At 32.6% G+C, this 26,290-nt stretch carries 18 protein-coding genes and 3 tRNA genes; 16 read left to right on the top strand and 5 right to left on the bottom strand.

The features are described from left to right. Window positions 1–35: 35 nt before the first annotated feature. The gene (locus OA93_RS13820) at window positions 36–1,049 is read right to left on the bottom strand and encodes a WYL domain-containing protein (RefSeq protein WP_039113947.1); all 1,014 of its coding nucleotides are present in this window, start codon (window positions 1,047–1,049) and stop codon (window positions 36–38) included. 514 nt (window positions 1,050–1,563) lie between these two features. Between OA93_RS13820 and OA93_RS13825 the strand changes: the two genes are divergently transcribed. Next, window positions 1,564–5,958: a T9SS C-terminal target domain-containing protein gene (locus OA93_RS13825; protein ID WP_039113948.1), complete on the top strand. Its 4,395-nt coding sequence runs from the start codon at window positions 1,564–1,566 to the stop codon at window positions 5,956–5,958. A gap of 15 nt (window positions 5,959–5,973) precedes the next feature. Further along, a complete protein-coding gene (locus OA93_RS13830) occupies window positions 5,974–6,978 on the top strand; it encodes a PorP/SprF family type IX secretion system membrane protein (RefSeq protein WP_039113949.1) in 1,005 nt (334 codons plus the stop codon). A gap of 134 nt (window positions 6,979–7,112) precedes the next feature. Here OA93_RS13830 and OA93_RS13835 read toward each other — a convergent pair whose 3' ends face one another. Next, entirely contained in the window at window positions 7,113–7,727 is a 615-nt protein-coding gene (locus OA93_RS13835; protein WP_039113950.1) for a hypothetical protein, read from the bottom strand. A 392-nt stretch (window positions 7,728–8,119) separates the two neighbouring features. On the opposite strand from OA93_RS13835, the gene OA93_RS25395 reads away from it, so the two are divergent. The 12 genes from OA93_RS25395 (at window position 8,120) to OA93_RS13895 (ending at window position 20,220) form a co-directional block, all read left to right on the top strand. Beyond that, on the top strand, window positions 8,120–9,442 hold the full coding sequence (locus tag OA93_RS25395; RefSeq protein WP_276203406.1) for an RHS repeat-associated core domain-containing protein: 1,323 nt from the start codon (window positions 8,120–8,122) through the stop codon (window positions 9,440–9,442). A 7-nt stretch (window positions 9,443–9,449) separates the two neighbouring features. Next, window positions 9,450–9,935, top strand: a complete 486-nt coding sequence (locus OA93_RS13845) for a hypothetical protein (RefSeq protein WP_131474478.1) — start codon at window positions 9,450–9,452, stop codon at window positions 9,933–9,935. 679 nt (window positions 9,936–10,614) lie between these two features. Then, window positions 10,615–12,828, top strand: coding sequence for a DUF5977 domain-containing protein (locus OA93_RS13850; RefSeq protein ID WP_131474479.1), 2,214 nt, complete (start codon window positions 10,615–10,617; stop codon window positions 12,826–12,828). A gap of 272 nt (window positions 12,829–13,100) precedes the next feature. Further along, window positions 13,101–14,117, top strand: a complete 1,017-nt coding sequence (locus OA93_RS13855; protein ID WP_039113954.1) for a T4 RnlA family RNA ligase — start codon at window positions 13,101–13,103, stop codon at window positions 14,115–14,117. Between the two features lies 1 nt (window position 14,118). After that, complete coding sequence (locus OA93_RS13860) at window positions 14,119–14,991, top strand: AAA family ATPase (protein ID WP_039113955.1); 873 nt, start codon at window positions 14,119–14,121, stop codon at window positions 14,989–14,991. 568 nt (window positions 14,992–15,559) lie between these two features. Beyond that, window positions 15,560–16,360, top strand: coding sequence for a TatD family hydrolase (locus tag OA93_RS13865; protein WP_039113956.1), 801 nt, complete (start codon window positions 15,560–15,562; stop codon window positions 16,358–16,360). Between the two features lie 154 nt (window positions 16,361–16,514). Then, complete coding sequence (locus OA93_RS13870; protein WP_039113957.1) at window positions 16,515–17,657, top strand: hypothetical protein; 1,143 nt, start codon at window positions 16,515–16,517, stop codon at window positions 17,655–17,657. 159 nt (window positions 17,658–17,816) lie between these two features. After that, window positions 17,817–18,503, top strand: coding sequence for a hypothetical protein (locus OA93_RS13875; protein ID WP_039113958.1), 687 nt, complete (start codon window positions 17,817–17,819; stop codon window positions 18,501–18,503). A 2-nt stretch (window positions 18,504–18,505) separates the two neighbouring features. Beyond that, window positions 18,506–19,876 (top strand): SDR family oxidoreductase, encoded by a 1,371-nt coding sequence (locus tag OA93_RS13880; RefSeq protein ID WP_039113960.1) that lies wholly within the window; start codon window positions 18,506–18,508, stop codon window positions 19,874–19,876. Between the two features lie 5 nt (window positions 19,877–19,881). Continuing rightward, window positions 19,882–19,953 (top strand) — tRNA-Trp (locus OA93_RS13885). A 2-nt stretch (window positions 19,954–19,955) separates the two neighbouring features. Then, a tRNA-Ser gene (locus OA93_RS13890) sits at window positions 19,956–20,029 on the top strand. Window positions 20,030–20,146: 117 nt separating this feature from the next. After that, window positions 20,147–20,220: transfer RNA gene (locus OA93_RS13895), tRNA-Ala, on the top strand. A 150-nt stretch (window positions 20,221–20,370) separates the two neighbouring features. On the opposite strand, the gene OA93_RS13900 is transcribed toward OA93_RS13895, so the two are convergent. The 3 genes from OA93_RS13900 to OA93_RS13915 form a co-directional block, all read right to left on the bottom strand. Next, window positions 20,371–21,186, bottom strand: a complete 816-nt coding sequence (locus tag OA93_RS13900; protein ID WP_039113961.1) for a histidine kinase — start codon at window positions 21,184–21,186, stop codon at window positions 20,371–20,373. 633 nt (window positions 21,187–21,819) lie between these two features. Beyond that, window positions 21,820–22,476 carry a hypothetical protein gene (locus OA93_RS13910; protein WP_039113963.1) on the bottom strand — a complete coding sequence of 219 codons (657 nt, stop codon included), beginning with the start codon at window positions 22,474–22,476 and terminating at the stop codon, window positions 21,820–21,822. 6 nt (window positions 22,477–22,482) lie between these two features. Beyond that, window positions 22,483–23,112 (bottom strand): response regulator transcription factor, encoded by a 630-nt coding sequence (locus OA93_RS13915; protein ID WP_039113964.1) that lies wholly within the window; start codon window positions 23,110–23,112, stop codon window positions 22,483–22,485. 222 nt (window positions 23,113–23,334) lie between these two features. Here OA93_RS13915 and OA93_RS13920 point away from each other — a divergent pair, with 222 nt between their 5' ends. Further along, window positions 23,335–24,663: a hypothetical protein gene (locus OA93_RS13920; RefSeq protein ID WP_039113965.1), complete on the top strand. Its 1,329-nt coding sequence runs from the start codon at window positions 23,335–23,337 to the stop codon at window positions 24,661–24,663. A gap of 187 nt (window positions 24,664–24,850) precedes the next feature. Then, window positions 24,851–26,116, top strand: coding sequence for a hypothetical protein (locus OA93_RS13925; protein WP_039113966.1), 1,266 nt, complete (start codon window positions 24,851–24,853; stop codon window positions 26,114–26,116). Window positions 26,117–26,290: the final 174 nt, after the last annotated feature.

The following is a 26,290-nucleotide window of genomic DNA, read 5'->3' on the forward strand; positions in this document are numbered from 1 at the left end:
TGAAAGATAATTCTTCGATTTAAAAACAAGAATAATCAATCCTCATATTTAAGTAAAGCCTTCTTAAGTTTATCTTTTATTCTCAATCGCAATCCATTGGGGCTAATAACTTCCAATCCGTCACCAAAACCCAAAAGCAAACGCTCAAATTCATAATTAGTTTTAAGTTTTAGCGTAATAATAATACTTCCGTCTTCATTTTCTTTTTCTAGTTTTTGCGAAGCATGAAAAGGCTTTGTCAAAACATAAGGCGCATTTTCTTTATCAATCCAAAGTTCTATTTTTCTTGCATTCATGCCTTGGTTTACAGTAACTCCAACCACATCTTTATAAAATTCTTCGGCATCAAAATTTTCCTCTATATAAGGTAGGTTAAAATCAAAATCGATATTGGTGATTCTGTCAAGAGCCAAATTGGTAATAGGCTGTGAACCTTTTTTCTTCCCAATCAAAAACCAACGATTATTAAACTCCTTTAAAATAAAAGGATGGAAATTGAATTTTTGTTCCTCTCTCGATTTAAAAGATTTATAAGTAATAACCAGAACGATCTTCTTTACAATAGCCTGATAAATTTCGTCCAGATAATGCAAACCTTTCAAGTTCTCGTTTTTATCCAGATAAATAACCGAATTAGTATGCGATTTCTCCGAATAGATTTTATCTTCCAAACGCTGCAAAATATCCGAGACATCGCTAAACAAAGAAAAATCCTTAAACTGTTTTAGCATCGATACCGTTTCAGTCAAAACATTCATATCCGTTTCCGTTAGCGGAATATCAGTAATCGAGAAATCTTCCTCATCATACTTATAAAACTTCTTATCATAAACGACAATAGGAGCATTGTATCCTAATTTCTCACTTCGCATAAGCTGAATATCCATTTGTATCGTACGCTTACTTATACGGTTTTCGCGGCCTTCATATTCAAATAAAGCATCCGAACATGCTTCGATTAAATCATCAAGAGTCCAAGTTCTGTATTGATTCTGCAGACACTTATCGATTGTTTTATAGCGAATTAATGCATTTTTGTTTTGTGACATACTATGTGTTTTGCTGCAAAGACCCGAAAGCACTAAGTTTTTTTCTCGCAGATTTTGCAGATTTTTTTTGAATCCTTTTAATCCTTTAATCTGTAGCTTAAAAAACTTTGCGACTTCGCTCCTGATATTGCGTGATTAATTTGTTTAATAATTATTTGGGCGTGTCCCGCTGAAAAAGCGGGTCGGGCTTTCGGCTTTATCTTTTGTTCCGTTCCACTTCACAAAAGGATATCGCCTCTATCCCTCACGCAAATCAACTTTTGTGATAAAAATAAGCTTAATGATTTTACTGCGCAAGTGGTTTGCGCACAAAAAAGATAGTTTTTATAATAAAATGAAATTATACTTTAAAAAAGAAATCCTATTGATGTTCAGAATTATAAGAAATAATGCTAATATTTTGAATATTTTTCATTTTAAAAATTAAAAAAAGAAGAGATTATTACTAGTGTTAATTTTGATTCCAAGAAAAACGCACCTACTTTTGCGACCTTAAAAATTTGATTTACACTATATGGGGAAACTTTACTTATTACACCTACATTTTTTTTTTATAATTACAAGTTCAGTTTATGGATTTAGCACAACCGATAAAAGTAATTTTTCCACCAATAAAGATTATAAAAGTCTAGTTTTACCACCCAATGTCGATTTTAATTTTACCAATGACGGAACTTGTTCTGGAACTCCAGTAACATTTAATCCAGTTGTAAGCGGTAATGCTCCTTATACCTATAAATGGGATTTTGGAGACGGAAGCACTTCTACCAATAGTAATCCAAGTCACTTATTTAATGCAGTTGGTTGTGCATTTCAGAACTTTAGCGTAAGCTTAACCGTTACAGATGCTAATGGAGACTCTAATACAGTAACAAAAGTTATTTCGGTAAAGCAAAAACCAGATTTAAAATTTGGGAATGCAAATGCCCCAGGTTCACTAAAACCTTTTGAGCGATGTGGAGACAATAACTCAAATCCTAAATATAGTATTAGCGTTGCAAATAATTCGGCTTCTATAGGATGTATTACATCTTATAACGTAGATTGGGGTGATGGTAACTCCGAAACTAACGTTACTTTTCCTAAAACACATGAGTACCAAAAATTAGGTTCTTTTAATATGGTAATAACTGCTATAGGCAATAATAGTTGTAGCAATTCTATTACCTATGTTGTTAAAAATTCCAATAACCCAATAGGAGCACTTATAGCTCCGGGTAATACAATCAATTTATGTATTCCTGTTGATCCAATGCCATTTGCTATTGGTTCATGGGGCTTAAATCCTTCAGATACTCAATATTATGTTAACTATGGCGACGGAACAAACGATACTTATTCGCAAGGACAATTAGAAAGTTCTCCATATTATAATGCAGCAAATCCAGAGGCATCTCGAAATTTTCCTATACCACATAAATATACAAGAGCAAATTGTGATACTAACGGAAGCACAGTTAGCTTAACAATAATGACATCTTGTGGAACCACAGATCTTAAGGCAGGGCCAATAAAAATATTAGACGTACCCCAACCAAATTTTAGCGTACAAAGCATAGCATGTGTTAATTCAGCTGTTAGTTTTAGCAATTATACTTATGCGGGATATACCAATAATTGTAGTACAGTTAATGTTTACACATGGGATTTTGGAGACGGAACTACTTCTAGAGAAGTTAATCCTTATCATGTATATTCAGCACCAGGAACCTACACAATCAAACTAAATGCAACAACGCCTTGCGGAGTTGGTACTGAGACAACAAGAACTATATGTGTTGAGCCTGTATTGCAGCCAGACTTTACTTTTGGTAATGCGTGTGCTTCAACCAATATTCAGATGACGAATACCACAGACACAAGTTTTAGCTGCGGAACCGAAAGTTATTATTGGGATGTTACTAGTTATTACGAAGGATATTGTGGTAAAGAATCAGTACCAGGATTAGGAAGAGGACAATGGAATTTTGCAAATGGGACTTATTCTTCATCGAAGGATCCTGTTTTTAATTTTACAATGCCAGGAACTTATTATGTAAGGTTAACAACCAGAAATTCATGCGGAATAGTGCGAGAGATTATAAAAGCAATTCCAGTAAAAAAGCCGCCAGTTACAACCCTAAAACCAATTTCAGATTTTTGTAATTCAGCAACAATTAACCCTGTTGGAACAGTAGAAGAAACTTGCTCACCAAGTTCGGAAATTACGTATCTGTGGACTTTTGTAGGAGGAACACCTTCATCATCTACATTACTTAATCCAGGACCGATAAATTATACTGTTAGTGGTAAGTATGAAGCTATCTTTAGTGTTAGTAATAGTTGTGGAACTACAACAAAAACAGCCCCTTTTTCTGTAGATCTAGTGTTATCTCCAGTTATAAAGGATAAAACAGTAAAAATATGCAGCGGTAATAGTTTTCAGGTTACGCCAGTTACTAACGGAATAGATAATGTGCCAGCAGGAACAACCTATGTTTGGTCAACGCCAGTAATTTCTCCTGCAGGAGCAGTAACTGGAGCAAGTGCAGAATTTTCTCCAAGAACAAATATTAGTCAGTATTTAATAAATAATACTGCCAATCCTGCTACAGTAACCTACACTGTATCGCCAATATCCAAGGTGTGTCCCGGACCTAATTTTACAATTACAGTAACAGTAGATCCATTAATAAAGGTAATCGAAACAACAAAAAACAGTACTTGTTTTGGAGCAAACGATGCTTCTATTACAATAAATGTAACAGGAGGAATTCCTTTTGCAACAGCAACCCCTTATACTTTTTCATGGACAGGTCCTAACGGATTTACAAGTACTGATAAGGATATTTCTAATTTAAAACCTGGAGGGTATACTTTAAGAGTTATTGATAATGGCAATTGCCCATTTACAAAGACGTATTATGTTAGTGAACCAGGATTATTTCAATTTTCAGGAAGTAAAAACGATATAACTTGTTTCGGATCTAATAACGGAAGTATTTATCTATCAACATCAGGAGGAACACAGCCATATACATATGTATGGACAAAAGACGGAAATCCTTACACAGCAACTACAGGAAGCCCTAATAATCTAGGACCTGGAGTTTATGGAGTTACAATAACCGAAGTTAATAATTGTAATATACTTACAGGAAGTTATGAAATCATCGAACCGCCATTATTAAAGGTAAAATTGGAGAGTCAAGTTGATATTTTATGTTACGGATATTATACAGGTGAAATTAATGTAAGTACAACAGGAGGTCGATTTACCGAAACATCTCCAGGAGTTTTTAATTACCGATATAGCTGGACAGGACCAAACGGATTTAGAAGTAATCTTCAGAATTTAAAAAATCTTGCAGCAGGTACTTATGATTTGACCGTTACAGATAATTCTAATTGTACCGATAAATTGCAAGTTGTATTACTTCAGAACGACGAAATACGTTTAAATTACAGTAAAACTGAAATAGCATGTTATAATTATGCCAATGCATCTATAACCATTAATAGTATTACAGGAGGAGTTCCCTTTACAACAGGAGATCCATATATCATAAAATGGAGCAATTTAGGAACAGGTTTAGTACAAAATAACTTGTCAGCAGGAACCTATATCATTACGATTACAGATGCATTAGGTTGTCCAAAAGTGTTTCCTATAGTTATAGATAATGCACCAGTATTTACAATAAACCCAGATGTAAAGAACGTTTCTTGTTTTGGAGCAAATGATGGTCATATCCGATTAAACCTTGTAGGAGGAAAAGCGCCAGTTTCTTTAGTTTGGGATGATAACTCTACAGCAGGAATTGAACGTAATAATATAGGCCCAGGAAAATATAGCGTAACAATTACCGATGGTAAAGCATGTGTAATAAAAGAAACCTTTATTATAATAGAACCTTTGTTGCTAGAAATAAGAGCCGATGTTTTAAATCCATTAGATTGTGTTGATGCAAATACAGGAGAAATAAACTTAGTTGTTACCGGGGGACTACCACCATTTACCTACACTTGGTCTAATGGAGCAAAAACCGAAGATTTGACTAAAATTCCACCAGGTACTTATGCAGTTACTGTTACAGATGCCAATGGTTGTAAAAAATCAGAAGAATGGAAAATTACCCGATTCGACCAACTTACGCCAACGATAGAAGTCCTAACAGATTTTGATTGTAATACTAAATATGTACATCAAACTTATGTAGGACACGTAAAAGGAGGGATTCCGCCTTATACTTTAAGCTGGTCCGATGGAGTTGTTTCAGGTCCTAATAACGAGATTATGAATACCGAAAACAATGGTTTAATTATATTTAGTGTCACCGATAGTTTTGGTTGTACAGCAAATTTCCCATATAATGTTAATAAACCAGTTTTAGGAATAGCCAATTATTCTACAGGTTCATATGCTAAAGATGTTTATGATTTGTATTCTATTTACGATCCAATTTTATTTACAAACTTAGCAACAGGCGATTTTACAAACATATCTTGGGATTTTGGAGATGGAAATTTTTCAAACGAAGAAAATCCTAAACATATCTATACCAGAGAAGGAACCTATACCATAAAACAAACTGTAACATATCCGTTTGGTTGCCAATATAGTTACACATCTACAATAGTAGTCGAAAAAGGATATAGTTTAGTAATGCCAAATGCTTTTACACCAAATAATGACGGTTATAACGACACGTTTGCACCCGTATTTTTAGGTCTTGAAAACATCACACTCGATGTTTATGATACCTGGGGAGGAATTGTATATTCCGAAACAGGAAAAAATATAAGTGGATGGAACGGACAAATTAAAAATCATCCAGCCGAAAACGGAAACTATTATTTTAAAATCACGGCAAAAACCTTTTACAATCATACCGTAACCGAAAAAGGAGCATTCACATTACTTAAATAAAAGCAACAGATTACAATGAGATTAAAACTATATATTACAATAATTATTACCTGTTGCTTTTTTTCAGAAACAAGAGCGCAAGACCCAATTTTTACACAATACTTTTTAATTCCCGAAACATTAAATCCAGGTTTTTCTGGATTTATGGAAACAACATATGCAGGTATCGTTCACCGCGAACAATGGCCAGATCTGGATTTAAAAATAGATACCGATTATGCGTTTGTAAATACTTGGAACGAAAATATTAATAGCGGTTATGGTATAAGTGTTTTAAACCAAAGAGAGAATCTAACCAAGTATAATTACACGCAAATAAATGCCAATTATGCTTATAGAGTAAAGCTGAATGATACTTGGTATTTTAGACCAGCCATCGAAGCTGGTTTCGGATTAAAGTCATTTGCATTTCAAAACTTATTGCTCGAGGATCAAATTAATATACGAACAGGAGTTATAAATTCAAGTTCGATAGATCCGATGTTAAAAAATGACAAAGTCAGTTTTTTCGATTTCTCGGCAGGAATGGTTTTTAATACCGAAAGTCTTTGGATTGGTTTATCGATGAAACACCTTAACAGACCTAATATTTCCTTTGCAGCAAACGGAAATGTGCCTTTGGATACCTTTTTCTCACTAAGTTCAGGTTACGAATTCCTTCTGGCAGATTATGTCGATGTGTTATTCTTACCGTATGAAACCAAATTGCTTATAACCTCAAATTATATGCAACAAGGACACTACAATCGATTTGATTTAGGAACATCAATCCAGTTCGAAAAAATATTTTTTGGAGCAACAGCAGTTACCAATCCATCAAAAAACGGAATAAACAGAGAATTACTTACCTCAATAAACCTTTTTACAGGATTACAATATCAGAACCTAAAATTAGGGCTTTCTTACGATTTAAATACATCAAGTATGGGTAGAACAGGAGGCGTTTACGAAGTTTTATTAACGTACCAATTTAACTTAAGCGTAAAATGCTTTGGCTGTCCTAATTATACAGGAAGATAAACAGAAGTTATTATCTAATCAACAGTTTTAGCCTAATATGGGCGTGTCCCGCCGAAAAAGGCGGGTCGGGCTGTACGCTGTATCTTTTTTGGGCGAAAAGCCCAAAAAAGGATGCCGCTCCCATCCCTCACGCATTACGATAATAATGCAATTTCTTTTTCAATATTAATTCTCGCTTTTTCCTCATATAAATTTCTGAATTCCTCTGTCTGGTAGATAAATTCATTCTCCAGAAAATGTTTCAACGCTTTTGCACGTCCGGGTTTATATAGAAAATCAGGATAAATACTATATTCCTTTCTTATTTGCTCAAAGTATATTTGATATTCATCCCAATCTCGGGCTAGAATTTTTAAATCAAAATCTATTAGCCAATTAATATCCTCAATTATATTGTGCTGATGTTGTTGAGTCGCACAAATAGCATCAAAAACTAATTGTTTATCAAATGATATATTTTCAGGTAAAATAGACAACACGTATTCGGCACTTTTGAGTTCATTATCTTTTTTAGAGCTTTTATAGATATAATCATGATAAAAGATAGCGAACAAAACTTCATTAGGGAATTCTAATTTCTGCAAGTAAGTATCATAACATTTAACCATATCAGCAATATGAGTAAGATTATGGTAATATCTGGATTTATTGGAATATGTCTTTTCTAAATCCAACCAATTACGCTGAATCTGTTTTTCTTCAAAACCAATATTTATAAGCAGCTCAGTATATTTTTCTTTTAGATTCATAGGGCTAATTTACATAAAAATAGAAATCTTTGTTAGTACGCAAAATAATTGCGCACCAACTATAAACCTTTGTATCATCAAAAAAAGAAAGGCCTTGTAGCTTAAAAGGAAAAGCCTACAGAAAAATTACTAGCTGTAGAGTTTGCGGATATTCCGGTTAGACCCGCGCGGACTAATGGGTAGAATTTACAGAAGCACCGAAATCGTTAGGGAAAGTAGGGAAGCGTATTTAGAGCCGCAATGCCCGAGAGGGAATATGAGTTCGAATCTCATCAAGGTCACAAAATTTGAATCAGATACATTTTAACCCAAAACGAGGATGGTAGATACAATGGAGATAAACTCGAAAATTTAGGTTGTGATAATTACAAGAAACACCTAACTTTGACCAGATAGATAGTGATGGAGATGGTATTGGAGATGTTTGCGACAATTGCAGAATGACTCCTAACCCATTGCAAGAAGATGTAAATAAAAATGGAATTGGTGATGTTTGTGAAGGTGAGGACCAAGGAATAGGAAAAGAGGTTACTGCAGGCGCTCCCAAAATGGCATATCGCTTTGTTGGAGATAAAGAATATGCGTTATCCAACCATTTAGGTAACGTACTTTCGGTAATTACCGACCGTTCTATTTTTGACACAAACGGAACATTCAGTCCAGACGTTCTTAGTTATTCTGATTATTACCCATTTGGGATGCTTGTGCCTAAATCTAACGCAGATCGTGGAGAGTATCGTTATGGTTTCCAAGGGCAGGAAATGGATGATGAGTTAAAAGGCGAAGGAAATTCTATTAACTATACTTTTAGAATGCATGATCCGAGGATTGGTAGATTCTTTGCTGTTGACCCGCTGGCACAAAAGTACTCATGGAATAGCCCATATGCTTTCTCCGAAAATAGAGTCATCGATGGGGTTGAACTTGAAGGACTTGAATTTACAAAACTCAACAAGTCATTAGTTGCTGCCCGATTAAACTATTTAGAGGATAAACCAATGGCTATTAATCAACAAGATTCTGATACATGCGTCCTAGCTGCTATTACTTATTTGTGGATTAAAGAAGATTGTCAAGGTTTCAGTCAAACGATAATGAAATTAAATGATACTGGTGAAGCTAGGTATAATCAGTTTGTTTTTCATCCAGGAGAGGATCTTCAAAACATTGACCCTAAAAGCACAAAAATTACTCACGAAAAAAATTACAGTGCTGATTGGCTTATATTAGCTAGTCTTCAACAAACTTTGAATACTCAAAGGAATAAACCTGACTACTCAGGTAAAGTTAATAGCAAAGGTGCGGATATTGGACCAACTGAAAATTCAGCAACCGAAGAAATGTTTTTAATGAAAAAATTATTAAATTTTAAGGATGTAAAAGCTATTAGTCCTAATGAAAAAAATTCAGGTTCGCAAACTTTGAAAAATATTGACACAAAATTTCGTGCAGGTTATTCTATAATTTTAAATGTTAGAGCAGCAATTATGTACGATCCAGCAGTAGCTTCTGGTATCCCAGGCATTCAAGATGGCCGTCATGCTGTAAATTATTTAGGAGGTCTAGAACAAGCGGGAAAAAATATATTTGATCAACAATTATATAGATTTAATGTTCAAACATGGGGAAGAAGTGAATACACAATCACGGTAACAGAAGGTCAAATAGAAAATGGTGCAATTATGAATTATGTACAAGGTAAATCTACAAAATAAGAAATATATGAAAATACATAGTGTTATATTATTAGCAATTTTTTTTATTTTGATAAGTTGCAGAAAAAGAGATGGAAACTTAGAAAAAAAAAACTATAATGACGTAAAAAAAGATAAAATATTATTAGAATTTAATCCCCATTTAATTACTAAATTGGATTTGATTAATACTGACAGTATTATATTGGAAGATTTTTATAAGAATAAAAAAATATCATCAAAATGGGTTAGTTTTCGATATAAAAATAAAGTAGATACAGCATATACTTTATATAAGGAAGCAAAGTATTATTTTCAACTTAAAAAAAATTTTGTACAAAAACACGATTATAAACTAATTATTAATATTAAAGATAAAAAAAATACTTATTTTTTCGAGAATATTGATTACGATTCAATTCGAAATGGCAAAACAATTTATTTTGTTACTAAATCATATATGTTAAATAAAAAAAAATATGGAAGTTATGATGCAGTTTATTATTTAGAATAAAATTTACTAATTTGTCCCCCTGTTGGCGCGAGCGTCTCGCTCGTGAACGCAAAGGAATGAATATAAAATAGAAAATTAAGCCTCGTCATTACTGACGAGGTTTTTCTCTCGCTCGTGAACGCAAAGAGAATCGATAAAGAATAGAAAATCAAACCTCATCAGTAAAATGGTGAGGTTTTTTTTTCTCTGCTCTTAGAAGAGTTCTAATGAATAAAAAAATTGCCGTATGGTTGATAGCGAATGTCTCCTGACTTCGCAGCCACAACGATGAGAAAACCTATGAAAATCTATCTAGAATAGTATAAACAACGAAAAATAGCTTTATACTATTTTAATCTCAACAGATGGAACAGAATCCATCAAAATTATAAAATACACATTAATAAAAATGATTAACGCTTTTACAATAAAGCAATCTTGGATTCTTACGATATTCATGATGGTTTGCTCTATTGCTTTATTTGCTCAAAACTACTCAATCACTCTGCTAAGAGTTCTTATCAAAAAATAAATTTTATCGTATTGCTGTACGAATGTCTCCTGACTTCGGGGCCACAACGATGAGAAACCCTATGAAAATCTATCTAAATAGCATAAACAACGAAAAATAGTTTATGCTATTTTAATCTCTACAGCTGGAACAGAATCCATCAAAATTATAAAATACACATTAATAAAAATGATTAACGCTTCTATAATAAAACAATCTAGGATTCTTACAGTATTCATGATGGTTTGCTCTATTACTTTATTTGCTCAGGATTGCCCACCAATTATTGGTATTATAAAACCAGTGACTACAATACCTCCAGTATGCAAAGCTAATGTTATAGCAACACCTGCTGCACAAACTATTTCTACGGGACAAACGACATCTATAATATTAACTAGCACAGCTGTTGGTACAACATTTAGTTGGACAGTTATACAAACGAACCTAACGGGTGCAAGCATAGGAACAGGAAATACAATAAATCAAACATTAACAAATACAGGAGTTACATCCGGTAATGCAATTTATAGAATAACTCCAAAATTGGGTACTTGTTTAGGGCCTCCTATTAAACTTATGATTAATGTAGAAAATTATAAAAATAGTGATAAAAGCGGATCATTTACCAGAAACAATTGTGGATCAGGAGGGACAGGTTCTGTAGTAACCTTTACTATAGCAGCCAATACGTATACTTCTGCCACATCTCAAGCAGATGCCGATGCCCAAGCTCAAAATGCAGTAAATGCCAATGGACAAACATATGCTAACACCAACGGAACTTGTTCATACTTATTTAAAAATGTTGCTAAAAGTGGTTCGTTTACCAGAAATAATTGTGGAGCAGGCGGAACAGGAGCTACAGTAACTTATACGGTGCCTGCTAATACGTATTCTTCCACTTCTTCACAGGCCGATGCAGATGCACAAGCTCAAAATGTAGTGAATGCTAATGGACAAACATATGCTAACACCAACGGAACTTGTTCATACTTATTTAAAAATGTTGCTAAAAGTGGTTCGTTTACCAGAAATAATTGTGGAGCAGGCGGAACAGGAGCTACAGTAACTTATACTGTACCTGCTAATACGTATTCTTCCACTTCTTCACAGGCTGATGCCGATGCTCAAGCTCAAAATGCAGTAAATGCCAATGGACAAACATATGCTGATGCTAACGGAACTTGTTCATACTGGTTTGGAAATAGTGTTAAAAGCGGTTCATTTACCAGAAACAATTGTGGAGCAGGAGGGACAGGAGCTACAGTAACTTATACGGTGCCTGCTAATACGTATGCTTCTACTTCTTCACAGGCTGATGCCGATGCTCAAGCTCAAAATGCAGTAAATGCCAATGGACAAACATATGCTGATGCTAACGGAACTTGCTCATACTGGTTCGGAAATAGTGCTAAAAGCGGTTCATTTACCAGAAACAATTGTGGAGCAGGAGGAACTGGATCTGCGGTAACTTATACCATACCTGCTAATACGTATTCTTCTACTTCTTCACAGGCCGATGCAGATGCTCAAGCGCAAAATGCAGTAAATGCCAATGGACAAACATATGCTAACACCAACGGAACTTGTTCATACTGGTTCGCAAATAGTGCCAAAAGTGGGTCTTTTGTTCGAAACGATTGTGGAGCAGGCGGAACTGGAGCTACAGTAACTTATACCGTACCTGCTAATACGTATTCTTCTACTTCATCTCAAGCTGATGCCGATGCACAGGCGCAAAATGCAGTAAATGCCAATGGGCAAACATATGCTAATGCCAACGGAACTTGCTCATACTGGTTCGGAAATAGTGCCAAAAGCGGATCTTTTGTTAGAAACAATTGTGGAACAGGCGGAACTGGAGCTACAGTAACTTATACCATACCTGCTAATACATATTCCTCTACTTCATCTCAAGCTGATGCCGATGCACAGGCTCAAAATGCAGTAAATGCCAATGGGCAAACATATGCTAATGCTAACGGAACTTGCTCATACTGGTTCGGAAATAGTGCCAAAAGCGGTTCGTTTACCAGAAACAATTGTGGGGCTGATTTTACAGGATCTGCAGTAACTTATACCATACCTGCTAATACGTATACTTCTAATTTTTCACAAGCAGATGCAGATGCGCAAGCGCAAACTGCCGTAAATATTAATGGGCAGACATATGCAAACTCTAATGGAACCTGTACAGCAATAACATATACATTTTGGTACACTCCAAAGCAACTTCAAACTAGTTTTAGGGAGAGTACAGTTACTTATGTTGATAGTTATGGAGGTATAAGAACTATCACATTGAAAAGAAGTTCAGTCGGAGGTAACCCTTGCACCCCAATATTGGCAAGAAGAATTGTTAGTGAATACGATGTAAGTATATGTAGAAAAACTAACTAATTAAATGAATAAACTTATTGTATGAACTAACAAATGTCTCCTGATTTCGCATCAGATGAAACTAGTTAACACATAATTAAACAACAAAAGCAGCCCATCTGGAGGTTGCTTTTGTTGTTATTAGGGTGAGAAAAAAAACTAAATAATAAAAAAGAGAACTAATCGCTATGAATCTTATTATGTCAAAAAAATGTATTTATTTTTGTATTCTTTTTCACCACGCAAAATAACTGCGTACTAACTTTTGAATCTTTGTTTAAATAAAAGAAGAAATGAATACAGTACTTTTAAAAGAGATGATATCCAAAAATTATATCAGAGTGAATAAACACCCTGATTATGATTTATATATTTATAATTATACTCAAAGTGCTCAATTTGAAAGAATATGGAATGAGATTACATTAAGTTGTAGAGGATTGATCCTGGATGAAAACTTTGAAGTTGTTGCAAGACCATTTCCTAAGTTTTTTAATTTAGGAGAAATGGAAAATCAAGAAATCCCTAGTACAACTTTTGAAGTGTATGATAAAGCAGATGGTTCGATGGGGATTTTATATTGGATTGATGAGATTCCGTTTATAGCAAGCAGAGGTTCATTTGCAAGCGATCAATCCGATAAGGCGAACGAAATGTTGCATGGGAAATATAAAGATTCGTGGACATTATTGGATAAAAGCAAAACTTATTTATTTGAGATTATTTATCCCGAAAACCGAATTGTTTTAGATTATGGAGCTGCGGAAGAATTGGTTTTACTGGCAATTATCGATACACAATCGGGAGACGAATTTCCGCTGGAAGATATTGGATTTCCTATAGTTGAAAGATATAACGGAATCAAAGATATTCAGACTTTAAAAGAAATGGATATTGTGAATAAAGAAGGTTTTATTATTAAATATTCGAATAACTTTAGATTAAAAATTAAATTTGAAGAATACCTTCGTTTGCACCGAATCCTTACGCAGGTTTCTAATTTGAACATTTGGGAATATTTAAAAACTAACCAATCTATAGAAGAAGTTTTAGAACGAGTTCCTGATGAATTCTTTGATTGGGTGAAAGAAACTAAAGCCGATTTAGAGAATCAATATGCAGTAATCGAAAATCAATGTAAGAAAGATTTTAAAGTATTCGAAACGGTAAAGGAAACAGCCTTGTATTTCCAGACATGTAAACATCAGGGAGTATTATTTGCAATGCTTAAAAACAGAGATTATTCAGAAATAATTTGGAGAATGATTAAGCCAACATTCGAAAAACCATTTAATAAAGGAGAAAAATAAAATGAGAAAAGTAATTTTAATGAAAGGATTGCCAGGAAGTGGAAAATCGACTTTGGCAAAAAAGATAATCTCAGAAAATCCAGAAACATATAAAAGAATTAATAGAGACGATTTACGAGCAATGTTCGATAACGGAACAACGAGCCAAAATAACGAAAAGTTTGTAAAAAAAGTTCGTGATTTATTAATCGTAAAATGCTTGGAAGAAGGAAAAAGTGTTGTGGTAGATGATACTAATTTATCAGAGACCAATTTGAGACGAGTTACACAATTGGTTCAGGAATACAATGCAAAATTTAGCGAAAAGGTAATTGTTGAGGTTCTCGAAGTAAATACAGATGTTGCGGTTTGTATTGAGAGAGATGCTTTAAGAGAAAAACCAGTTGGTGAAAAAGTAATTAAAAAAATGCATCGACAATTTTTTAAAGACTCACCCGAATACACAATCCAAAATCCAGAATTACCAAAAGCAATTATCTGTGATCTAGATGGAACATTGGCATTGATGAACGGGAGAAATCCTTTTGATGCAAGTAAGTGTGATCAGGATTTATTAAATGAACCAGTAGCAAACGTGTTAAGGAATTATAAGAAACTGGGTTATAAAATATTGTTAGTTTCAGGAAGAGAAGATAGATACAAAGAACCGACGTTGCGTTTCCTTGAAAAACACACAATAGAATTCGATGATTTAATCATGCGAAAAAGTCAGGATAGCCGAAAAGATTCTATCATAAAAACCGAAATCTATAATGATTTTATCAAAGATAAATACTTTGTAGAGTTTGCTCTCGATGATAGAAACCAAGTAGTAGATACCTGGAGAAACGACCTGAAATTACCATGCTTCCAGGTATATTATGGGGATTTCTAAAGGTGCAGAGGTTTAAAGATGCAAAGGTGTAGAGGTTTCGCTCTGTCGATAAATGATAATCCAAAAGGTTCAAGTTCTTCCTGTGTAGCTGTGTAGAGACGCACAGCAGTGCGTCTAACGCAACATGAGATACAAAACGAAACAAATAAACTTTGTACAAAATAATAAAAAAACAATCAACAGACGGAGGTTCAAATCCTCCTCACGCAACCAATAAGTCGCGGTAGTTTAGTATGGGAAAACAGTTGGTTTTTTTAAGGTTCAAAGGTTCTGAGTGGCAAAGGTTCAAAGACTTTTAACCACAAAGTTCGCTAAGATTTACGCGAAGTACGCAAAGAATTATTTCACGCAGATTTTGCAGATTCTACGGATTTTTAAAATCCTTTTAATCTTATTAATCTGTGGCAAAAATAAAAACTCTGCGATTCCGCGGCTTTGCGAGATTAAAATAAACTAAAGAAAAAAACTTAGTGTCTACATGACAAAAAACAAAAATAATAATAGAAAGACTCAAAGAACTAAAAACTCAGAACCTTAGTTTCTTAGAATCTTTACAACTTAAATAAAAATGAATACATATATAGATATCGGAATTAATTTAACCAATAAACAATTCCATAACGACATAGACGATGTCGTACAAAATGCATTAGATGCCGATGTATCGCTAATGATACTTACAGGCACAAGCGTAAAAAATAGTGAAGCTTCGGCTGAAATAGCAAAAGAATATCCAGGAATATTATATTCTACAGCAGGAATTCACCCACATGATGCGAAGAGTTTTGATGCACAAAGCATTTCAAGGCTAAGAAATTTATTAAAGCAGAAACATGTTGTTTCGGTAGGCGAGTGCGGACTCGATTTTGACCGTGATTTTTCGCCAAGAAATGTACAGGAATTATGCTATAAAGCCCAATTAGAATTGGCAATCGAAGTTCAGAAACCTTTGTTTTTACATGAAAGAGCTGCTTTTACTCGATTTATGGGTATTACAAATGAGTATTTACCACAATTGCCAAAAGTAGTGGTACATTGTTTTACAGGGAGTTTGCAAGAAGCCAAAACCTATCTCGATAACGGATTGTATCTTGGCTTTACAGGCGCAATATCAGACAGTAAACGTTTTAATCATTTAAAAGAAGTGATACAATACGTTCCGCTGGATAGAATGATGATAGAAACCGATGCGCCATTTATGTTGCCAAAAAACACGTCTGTTTCTCTTTTGAAAAAATACCACGAACGTCGATGCGAACCTGCTTTTCTACCTTTTGTTGCAGCAACAGTTGCACAGTTTAAAGGAGTTTCGGGGATTATAGTTGCAGAAGAAACTACCAGGAATGCAAAAAGCTTTTTTGGAATTTAGAATTGAAATTTAATTTATTTTAACCACAAATTTGCAAATTTATCATGTGAGTTTGTGGTTTTTTATTTGTTAATTTGAAACTGTGTTGCGAATAATAATTGCCAAAAAATCAATTAAATTTAAAAATTTTAACAGGTAAAAAACAAATTCATTAATGACTTGTAAATCAGTATACTTTCAAAGTAATAAAATAATTCTTCTAGTATTTATCGTCTTAGCATTTTCATGTAAAAAAGAGGTAAAAGCAGTACATAAAAAGAGTATTAAAGACACAGTTTCTGCTGTAGAACCAGAAGAGGAAAAAGTAATTCCGACCGAAATAGAAAGTAAATTTTTAAAAAGACTTATAAACGTAGAAATTGGCGAACAAAAATACAAGGAGATGCAAATATCCGAATCGCCTTATTACGTTTCGTTTGCAAATGATGGCGATCCTTATACAGTTTCATTTTCAATTTTCGAAAAAGGAGATTTTAATAATGATGGAATCATTGATTATGTAGTTAACAGATCATCTGAAGGAATGTTGGGAGGAAATGCAAACACAAATCAAGATTTTGTTTTCTATATTATGAAAGATGAAATTAAGGAGAAAGAATCCCATAGTATTCTGGGATATGCACCTTTTTCATACAATATAATTGACGAAGCAAATTTTGTTGGAAATAAATTTAAAATTAAGATTACACAAAATTTCAGAACGTATTCTAGTGCGGTAGAAGATTTAAAATCGGCTTCATTATCATTTATATACAAGAATGGTAATCTATATGAAGAATCGTATTTGTCAAGTTGCAAATTGGCAAAATTAAAATCGAAAACTATTTTTAATGATATTCCGGGAGTAGAAAAACGTACCAGAAGTATCGAAATGCATAATTATACCGAAACTATCGAAGAAATATATAAAAAGAATGATACTCTAATTAATGCAAGTGTAGGAGGTTGTGATAATTTAATATTAGAGTTTAATACGTTTTATAAAGTAGAACCAGATAAAATAGATAATACTGAATTTAAAAAAGAAACTGCTTTACAATTATTAGAATTTTTAGCTAAGAATACGCAGTTTTCAAAAGAAATTAATGTTGCAATAAACTATTATCAAAACAATCCTTTAGACAACGAATATATCGAAAAAATAAAAGGATACGGATTTAGAGTTTTAATTGATAAAGACGAGGACCGCAAAGGAGAATTAAGGTTTTTAGTTCAAATTGATAAAATAGATAACCCCTATCAAAAAGAGAATTGGGAAATTGCAACACGCAATAAAAAACGAATAAGTGAAGAATAGAATTATTATACGATAGTTAATAAAATTCTGTCAGAGTGGTAAAGATTGCAAGTCTTTTGGAATGATAGTAAGAAGGAATATTGCACTGTTAGGATTTGTAATAATATATTTTCTAAATCCAAAATAATAATTATCAGGTTAATTTACAACCAATAAAAGATGCATATAGTTGAGTTTTTTAAAGAATTAAAAGGAGCAATTCCTGATTTAAACGAAGAATGGAAAGAGAAGTACAAATTATTTTTAATAGACGAAAATCTGCTTCTTTTTTCAGAAAACCTTGTTTCTTTTTACCATCAAAAAACTGAGATTTCGAGATTGCCTTATTTTAAAGATGAAATTATAATTCCATTACAAGATTCATTAAGTTATTTAAAGATTGTTATTGAAGCTTTTGTAAATAATTCTGATTCTTTAAAATCAAGTATTATATATGCTATTGAAAATACTCCTTTTGAAATTATTTTGCTTATTTTGGGACAGCGGTTGACTTCGGCAAGCAGACGTGATGAAAAGGGAATTCCACCTGCGAAAGAGATTCTTTTAGAAAGTTGTTTTTTACCTTTTAACAGCGAAATTTCTATTGCTACAAGAGCTTGGGAAAAACATGTAGGCAGAAAAAAAGAAAGCATATTTGGAACAATAAAAGGAAATAGTAGCCAAAAACGACATGTCGTAGAAGAATTGATAAACTATATCATGAGCCATAAAACGTGGTGGAATATATTTTATCATTACAAGCATGATTTGGTATACGAAATTAGAATAGAAAATGGACAAGGAATGCGTTGGTCAGCAGATGGAAAACAATTCATTGGGTTTTTAGAAGATTTTTTAGAAGAATAAAAATGAAAGAAAATAATAATTATAATTTTAGCGAAGAAGAATGGAAAGCTTGTATTAAGGTTTTGCAGACATTAAAAGATGCTCCGTTTGAAAATCCAGATAACGATTTGTTTTCAGGGTTGATTACTAAGGTTCACAAAAATGCTAAAAAGAATATCCGAGGTGCGAGTTATAGTTCTAAAAAACAGGAAGATCTTCTAACAAGTCTAAATGCAGAATTGGTATCAAAAGCTTTAAATGGAGAAACATTATTTTCGGAAAGAGAAAAGCCAAACGAGCAGCAGTTTACGGAACTAAATTTGCCTAAAAACTGTTACTGCTGTAATCAGCCTTATAAATTAGCGCATAGTTTTTACACAAGACTTTGTCCAGAATGTGCAGAAGAAAATTATGAAAAACGTTTTCAGAATATAGATTTAAAAGGTCGGAATGTAATCTTGACTGGTGGTCGGGTAAAAGTGGGATTTGCAACGGCTCTAAGATTATTACGTAACAATGCCAATGTGGTGCTTACAACACGTTTTCCAGCTTTGGCTTTAGAACAATTTAGTCAGGAAAATGATTTCGAACAATGGAAAGAAAATCTAATTATTTATGGTTTAGATTTGAGAAATCTGAATGCTATAAATGAGTTTGTATCTTTTTATAAATCTAAATTTAAAAGTTTAGATATTTTGATTAACAACGCAGCACAAACAATAAAATATCCAGATGAATATTATTTGCCTTTAATTAAAAAAGAAGATAAATTATTAGAAGTATCTAAATCAAATATAAATTTAATTTCAAATCAAACAGCGATTGGGAAAGAGATAAAAGCTTTAGAATACGGTTTGGAAGAAAAAACCGAAATAGCACTCACACGCTTTGGACAACCTGTTGATAATCGCGAAAAAACAAGTTGGAATTCGACTTTGGAGGAAATTAGTATGTATGAATTAGTTGAGGTCAATTTGATTAATCAGATTGCGCCTTACCTTTTAATAAAAGAATTAAAACCATTGTTCTTAAATTCAGATTTTAAAGAACGTTTTATTGTAAACGTTACATCATCAGAAGGAATTTTTAGCTATACTAACAAAACCATTTTTCATCCACACACCAATATGACCAAGGCAGCGCTGAATATGATGACGCTAACTTCTGCCAAAGAATTTGCTGCCGATTCGATTTTTATGACAAGTGTTGATGTCGGTTGGATTTCGACTGGAGCCAAAGAAAGTTTGAGAAAAAAACAATTTGAAGAAGGGTATATTCCGCCATTAGATTCTGTTGATGGCGCAAGCAGAATTTTTGATCCAATGGTTCAAGGTATCAAAGGAAAAAGTATATTTGGGGTCTTATTGAAAAATTACAAAGTTTCTCAATGGTAAAATATGGGATGGTAGTTTAACTGGAAAAACAATTGCTGCCACTGTAGTAGTTTTGGGTTCGAGTCCCGACTGTCCCACAAAGGTGTTAGCTCAATTGGAAGAGCGTCTGTTTGCTAAACAGATGGATGCAGGTTCGAGTCCTCGCACACCTTTACTTTTTTTAGATTCAAAGGCTTACTTAGAGGTTGAGAGATACAGAGAAAAGGTTTAAAGATTTAAAATTTTTTGCTTCTGACGCTCCGAGATAATGTCTTCATGGCAAATCATACAAAGGTGTTAGCTCAATTGGAAGAGCTCTTGCCCTGCAAGCAAGTGGTTGCGGGTTCGAGTCCCTGCACACCTTTTTTTTAGGTATAAAGAAACTAATATATTTAAGGATTAGATTCTCTACCTTTTTAGAAGTAACTATTACACAATTTAAAAGAATTTCAAGAGTTAAAGTTGTTGAAAAGACTACTAGAAATGCTATAGAGTTTTTAGTATTTAAGGTTTCCTCAGCTAGAAAGTGGGAAATTAGAATCTTGTAATGGATATACAAACAACAAATAGGAGCCTTTTTGTACAGGAACGATCTGAAAAGTTCCATTTATAGCTTCCATTCGCAAAGACATATTGGTCAAACCATTTCCTTTTTGGATAGTGTCTGATAATCCGATACCATCATCAATGACAGTAATTTTAAAGGAAGTATCGGTTTGTTCAAATTGTATAAGGATGTTCTTTGCCTGACTGTGTTTGTATACATTATGAACGGCTTCTTTAATAACTAAAAAAAGATTTCGTCTTGCTTTTACCGATAAATTAGTTTCTTTTTCAAGAATATTCAAATCCAACTGTGAATCAATCGTAGTCTTATCCAAAAAACGTTTCACATATATACTGGTGTATTCTATAAAATTGTCGATAGTATCATTTTGAGAATTCAAACTCCAAAGGATTTCTCGCATGGCTAAATTCATATCTTCAGAAGTATTTATGATTGCTTCTAAATCTTCTGAATAACTTTCCTCTGGCATTTTATATTTTAAAAACTCAGCCTGAAGTTTTATAGCCGAAATTCCGGCACCTAAATCATCATGCATATCTTGCGAAATTCGTTCTCTTTCTAACTGAATCGCTTTTTGACGTTCTAATTCTTTCTGCAATAATTGATTTTTGAATTCACTTTCTTTTATTTGATCTTCTTGCTGCTGAATTAATTGCTTTTTATTGTAAATGAACACCATCATAATTATAAAGCACACAAATAACAGCATTATGATAATGGCAATAATGTAGGTAAGTTTTATTTCGTGGGGCAGTTCGTTCATTTATTTAGATCTTTTGCTTATTGTTTCATATTTCATTAAGCCCTTAAAAAATAAGATATACATAATACTACTAATAAAATATAAGAATTGCCATAATAAATTTAAAAAGTCTTTATCTGTCTTATTAAAAAAATCTCTAGGAATTTCTCTAAAAATAAAGAAACAACTCCAGAAAAGTAAGGCAGATGAAATCCAAAAATTAGGATCGTCTGTAATTTTGTCTTTGGATGGAAAAGCTATTTTTTGGTAAAACCATAACATACTGTACAAAATATAAAAGAAGGGTAAAACACTAATTAATTTTGAATTTAAGTTTTCTCCCAAAAAGTTAGGGAATATCAAAATAGAAATCACAAGAATAACAGAAAGTAAATTGAGTTTCTTTTTTAAATTTTCATTGAATTGTCTGGAATAATAAAACCAAAAAAAGAGTATGCAGAATATACAATATAAAGTATACTGAAAACTCCATTTTTTTTCTAATAAAATAATTACCTCTGAAAATAATTCTACAAGAAAAGTAACAAGGAGATAAATAAATAAATAGTTTTGGCTAGAAAGATTAAATTTTCGAACCAAAACCATTGATTTTAATAGTGTGATTAATAATACTATTTCATAAATATTATTCATTTAAGGTCTTAGATTACCTAAGTCATATGCATCACCTTCACTATATAAGTTGTTTTTCTTGTTAAATAATGCATGTACACAAAAAGAAATTCTATTGTTTCTTTTTGTAAACTCTTCTGCAAGTTCAGGATCTATATTAGTCGGACAATACTGCCACATATTAAATTTTAAACCATAAATAGAAGGATGTGAATCCTTCATTTTTTCTAGGTAACCTTTAATATTATCCAAAGTGTAAAAAGTCAAAATGTCTTTAATTTCGTTAGTGTGAGGAGATAATTTAGCTCCTATGATATTCTCAAAATCATTTTTCATGTTTATGAAATTTTCATCTCCTATGGTTTCACCAAATAAGTCAAATAATTTATCTTCCTTTTCTATAATAACACATTGGTCGTTATCAGAGAAACATATGCCGATATTCAAATAAGTATCTTTATGAATGTAATAAAATTTGCAATATTTTTTGCTTTGATTATCTTTAAGTAGCTTTTTAAATATTTCTAGATCTATAAAGAAACTTTCAGTTAATTCTTTAATATTGGTGCTTAGATTTCGGTATCTTTCAACAAAAAGATCCTCAATCTTTTTGTCAATTTTTTTTATAAAAAAGTCTTTTTGATTTATTCCTTTTTCTTGTAATTTTTCTAATTCCATGATTTCTTAGTTTTTGTGGTTAAATTTATTAATTGCTTCAATTTTATTACTTACTTGTAACTTTCTATAGATATTACCAATGTGTTTTTTGATAGTATCAATCGTGACATTTTTTCTGTCAGCAATTTCTTTATAGAGAAGCCCTTGTGCTAGCAATTCAAGAACCTCTTTTTCAGTTACGGTAAGTAATGATAAACTTTGTACTTGTACTTTTGTTTCCTGAAAATGTTGTAAAACACGCTTAGCAATAGCAAAACTCATTGGAGCACCTCCTTTATGTGCTTCTTGAATGGCCTGGATAATTTTAGCCAAAGGATCTCCTTTTACAAGATAACCACTCGCACCTGCACGTAAGGCTGAAAATATTTTTTCGTCATTTTCAAAACTTGTACACATTACGAAAGTGGTACCTGGCATTAATTCCGTTAGTTTAAAAACAATATCGATACCTGATAAATCCTGCAATTGTATGTCCATTAAAACCACGTCTGGTTCTATAGCTTCTAATTTTTGTAAAGCATTTTTACCATTAAAAAATTGAGCGACACATTCCATGTCTTCCTGAAAATCGATGATATTCTTCAATGCCTGATTGTAATTTTTATCATCTTCTACTATGGCTACTCTTATTTTCATGGCGTTACATTTTCTTTTACAAAGTTGGGATATAAGCCCATTGAGCGCAATTACCCATTCGGGTGATATTTGAAATTAACATGGAAAGACAAATGTAAATATCTAATAAACTTACAAAAAAAACATAAGAAAGTAATAAAATAAAATATCACCCTAAAGGGTAATTGATTGGTATACTGTTATCTAAATATATTTGAAACATAACTAAAAACACTCCGAATCATGAAAACAACATTATTTATCCTTTGCTTTTTATTCTTCGGAATAATAGGCTATGGTCAGGTCACTACCAAAATTATAGAAGTCGATTTGAGTAAGCCACATAAAAATAGTATTCGAATTTGTGGAGATCCATTATTATGTAACGATGTAGATAGTTGCAAATGCAAAGAGGAAAGTAAAGGCACAATTATAAATGAATGTGTATGCAAAAGCAAATGGCTTTCTGTAAAATCTAGAGAAATGGTTTCTGTTAAATTAGTAAATGGCAATCCTTTTAAGTATAACTATAAAATTGATACTAAAAACATTTCTTTTTTTAATGATCAAAATATAACTGCTGACAAAGTTAAGGAACAAGCAAGAACAGAAGCAGATAATAAATCATCTGTTGATAATCATAAAGAACCTATAAAAGACATTATAAAGAAAAATGAAGAATTAATTCAAAACATTGACAATTTAAACATTGAAGTAGAAAGTTTATATGAAATTTTAAAACAAAAAAATGCGCTTGTTGAAGCTGATTATTCTGAAAGAAAAGAATTCCTCGATAGGGCAAAAGAGCAGTTGAAAAAAAATTATGAATTATTAAATAGTTTTGAAAATGTTGAAGAAAAATCTAAATATATACAGGTTAAGGAAAGCTTACTTGTAACTAAGATAAAAGCTGAAAAAAGTATCGCAACAATTATAGAAAAATTCTTCTCGGTCGATTTAGAAATTTACACATTGCCAATTGATCTACAAGGTAAAAACATTGATGTAGTAGAATTTAAACTGCGCCGTTTTGATAGAGAAACAAAAGATGAAGATCTTAGTTTCGCATCCACTCCTTACAATATATGGATTAGAAATGGTTTAAAAATAGATGTTAGTGCTGGAATATTTTTCACGTCACTTTATGATGAAGAGTATGATAAAAGAGACGATCCGGCTACTGCTGGTAATAAAATCATTACTTTAAAAAATAGTGGAGATTATGATATGGCTTTTGGCTCTACTATAAATACGTATATCCGCATGAATTCCTGGATTGTGCCAACTCTTAATTTTGGTGCGGTAATAACTCAAGATGAAAAGCTGCAAGTGCTTTTAGGTGTTGGAGCTATATTAGGAAAACAGGAACGTATTATTTTTTCAGCAGGTGTTTCTATGGGAAAAGTAGATCGAATTGCAGATGATTATCAAGTTGGTAGTTCCTATAACTTGGGAGATTCTGGAACTATACCTACACAAAGCCAGTTCAAATTCGGTAGTTTTTTCGGGATAACATACAATTTATCTAAAGTAAAAAAAATAAGTTTGGATAAAGGAATCGAAGAAAATTAGATGCTACAAATATTCGGTAACGATTTAAAAATACTGCTAAGTAGGCCGTTGTAAATAAGCTTTGAAAATAACACGGATAATTATAATCATTAAAATCAATTTTATGAAATACACCATAGCTAATAAAAAACAGCTACTATTTTAACACCTTTAAGTTTTGAAAAAGCAACTTTTAAACAACAATGTCATGAAAAATTATAAAAGTTATTCGATAAATAAGATTTTTGTATTTATTTTTTTGTTAACTATTTCCTATAATGGAATTAGCCAACAAACAGTAGGACGAATTTATGATCAATCTAGAGCACAAAGCTTTCTACTTTACGATAATGGATTTCTTATACAGGATGGAAATCCTATGAATAGAGGATATGTACAACGAGATCCTTCGGGATTTATGTATCTTATGGTGCCAGCTGCTAATCCTATGGTTAATGCTTATTTTATTGCATGGGACAAAAGTTTTGTAGAAATTGATCGATTTCAAGGAGCAAGAGTTATAGGGTTTTATGACGGCTATATACCTAACAATCCATATCAAACAGTTTATCAGCAGCCTACTTATAGTAATAATTACGGAATTGAAACTGCTCAAGGTAATTTTATTCCAATTCCCGATGGAATTGTTGATCAAAACAAACCTTTTGGTGATATTATGATTACCAATGAAATGAAAGCACAAGAATGTTATCAAAACGCATATTCACCAGCAACAGGTCTCAATAGAGAAAAGTTTACCATGTGTATGATTCAAAATATGGCGGGTAAGAAAGAACTAGAAATCTTGGATTGTGTCCGAAATTCTAAAACGCCCGAAGAACGTACTCTTTGCCTTTTTAGTAAATTAGGTGGACAAAAAGAAAAGGAAATTGCTCAAAAAATTTCAGAATGTTATGCAACTTATGGCAGCGATTGGAGTCGTTATCCTTTATGTATGTCGTCTTCTGTAAATGACCCAACAATTTCTAAAATATTAGCTTGTATGGAGCAACAAAGTAAGTCAGGGGAGGTAAGTTTTATGGGAACAGCATTATGCTACGGAGTAGATAAATTTCAGATGAATGCTGAAACTCAAATTATTATAGAATGTGCCGTAACTTCGGGAGGAGAACCGTATACTTTTGCAGGTTGTGCAGGAGGGCAGCTGCTTGCCCGTGAATTAGATAAATGCTTTACAAATGGTGTTGGTGGGGATAGTGGTTGCTTTGGAAAAAATAACGATATTGTTAAGGGATTAAAAGCTATAGGAGATGCTCTTAATGTAAAATTTGGCCCTAACAATGATTTTACAAAATTATGGAACACTACGGTAAATGATATCACAAATGGTCCTGGATATAATCATGATGCGGTTAAAGCCATTCGAAACTTAAGTAATGAAATAAATAATGTTTCAGATGATGTGAGCAAAGCAGTACGAAAAGCAGTACCTAAAATTAAAATTAAATGGTAATATTTTCTAAATAGTGCAGTAGAAAAAAGTTACTCAAAATCAGACAACAATTGTATAAATAAAAACAAAATCGCCCAATATCAGGGCGATTTTGTTTTATAATAAAGAATCTAAATCCTTCTTTTTCTTTCCTAAATCTACTTTAAATTAACTTGATTTTAACTACAAAATCAG

Origin of the sequence: Flavobacterium sp. KMS (assembly GCF_000813005.1) — a bacterium.
In the GTDB taxonomy this organism is placed as follows: Bacteria; Bacteroidota; Bacteroidia; order Flavobacteriales; family Flavobacteriaceae; genus Flavobacterium.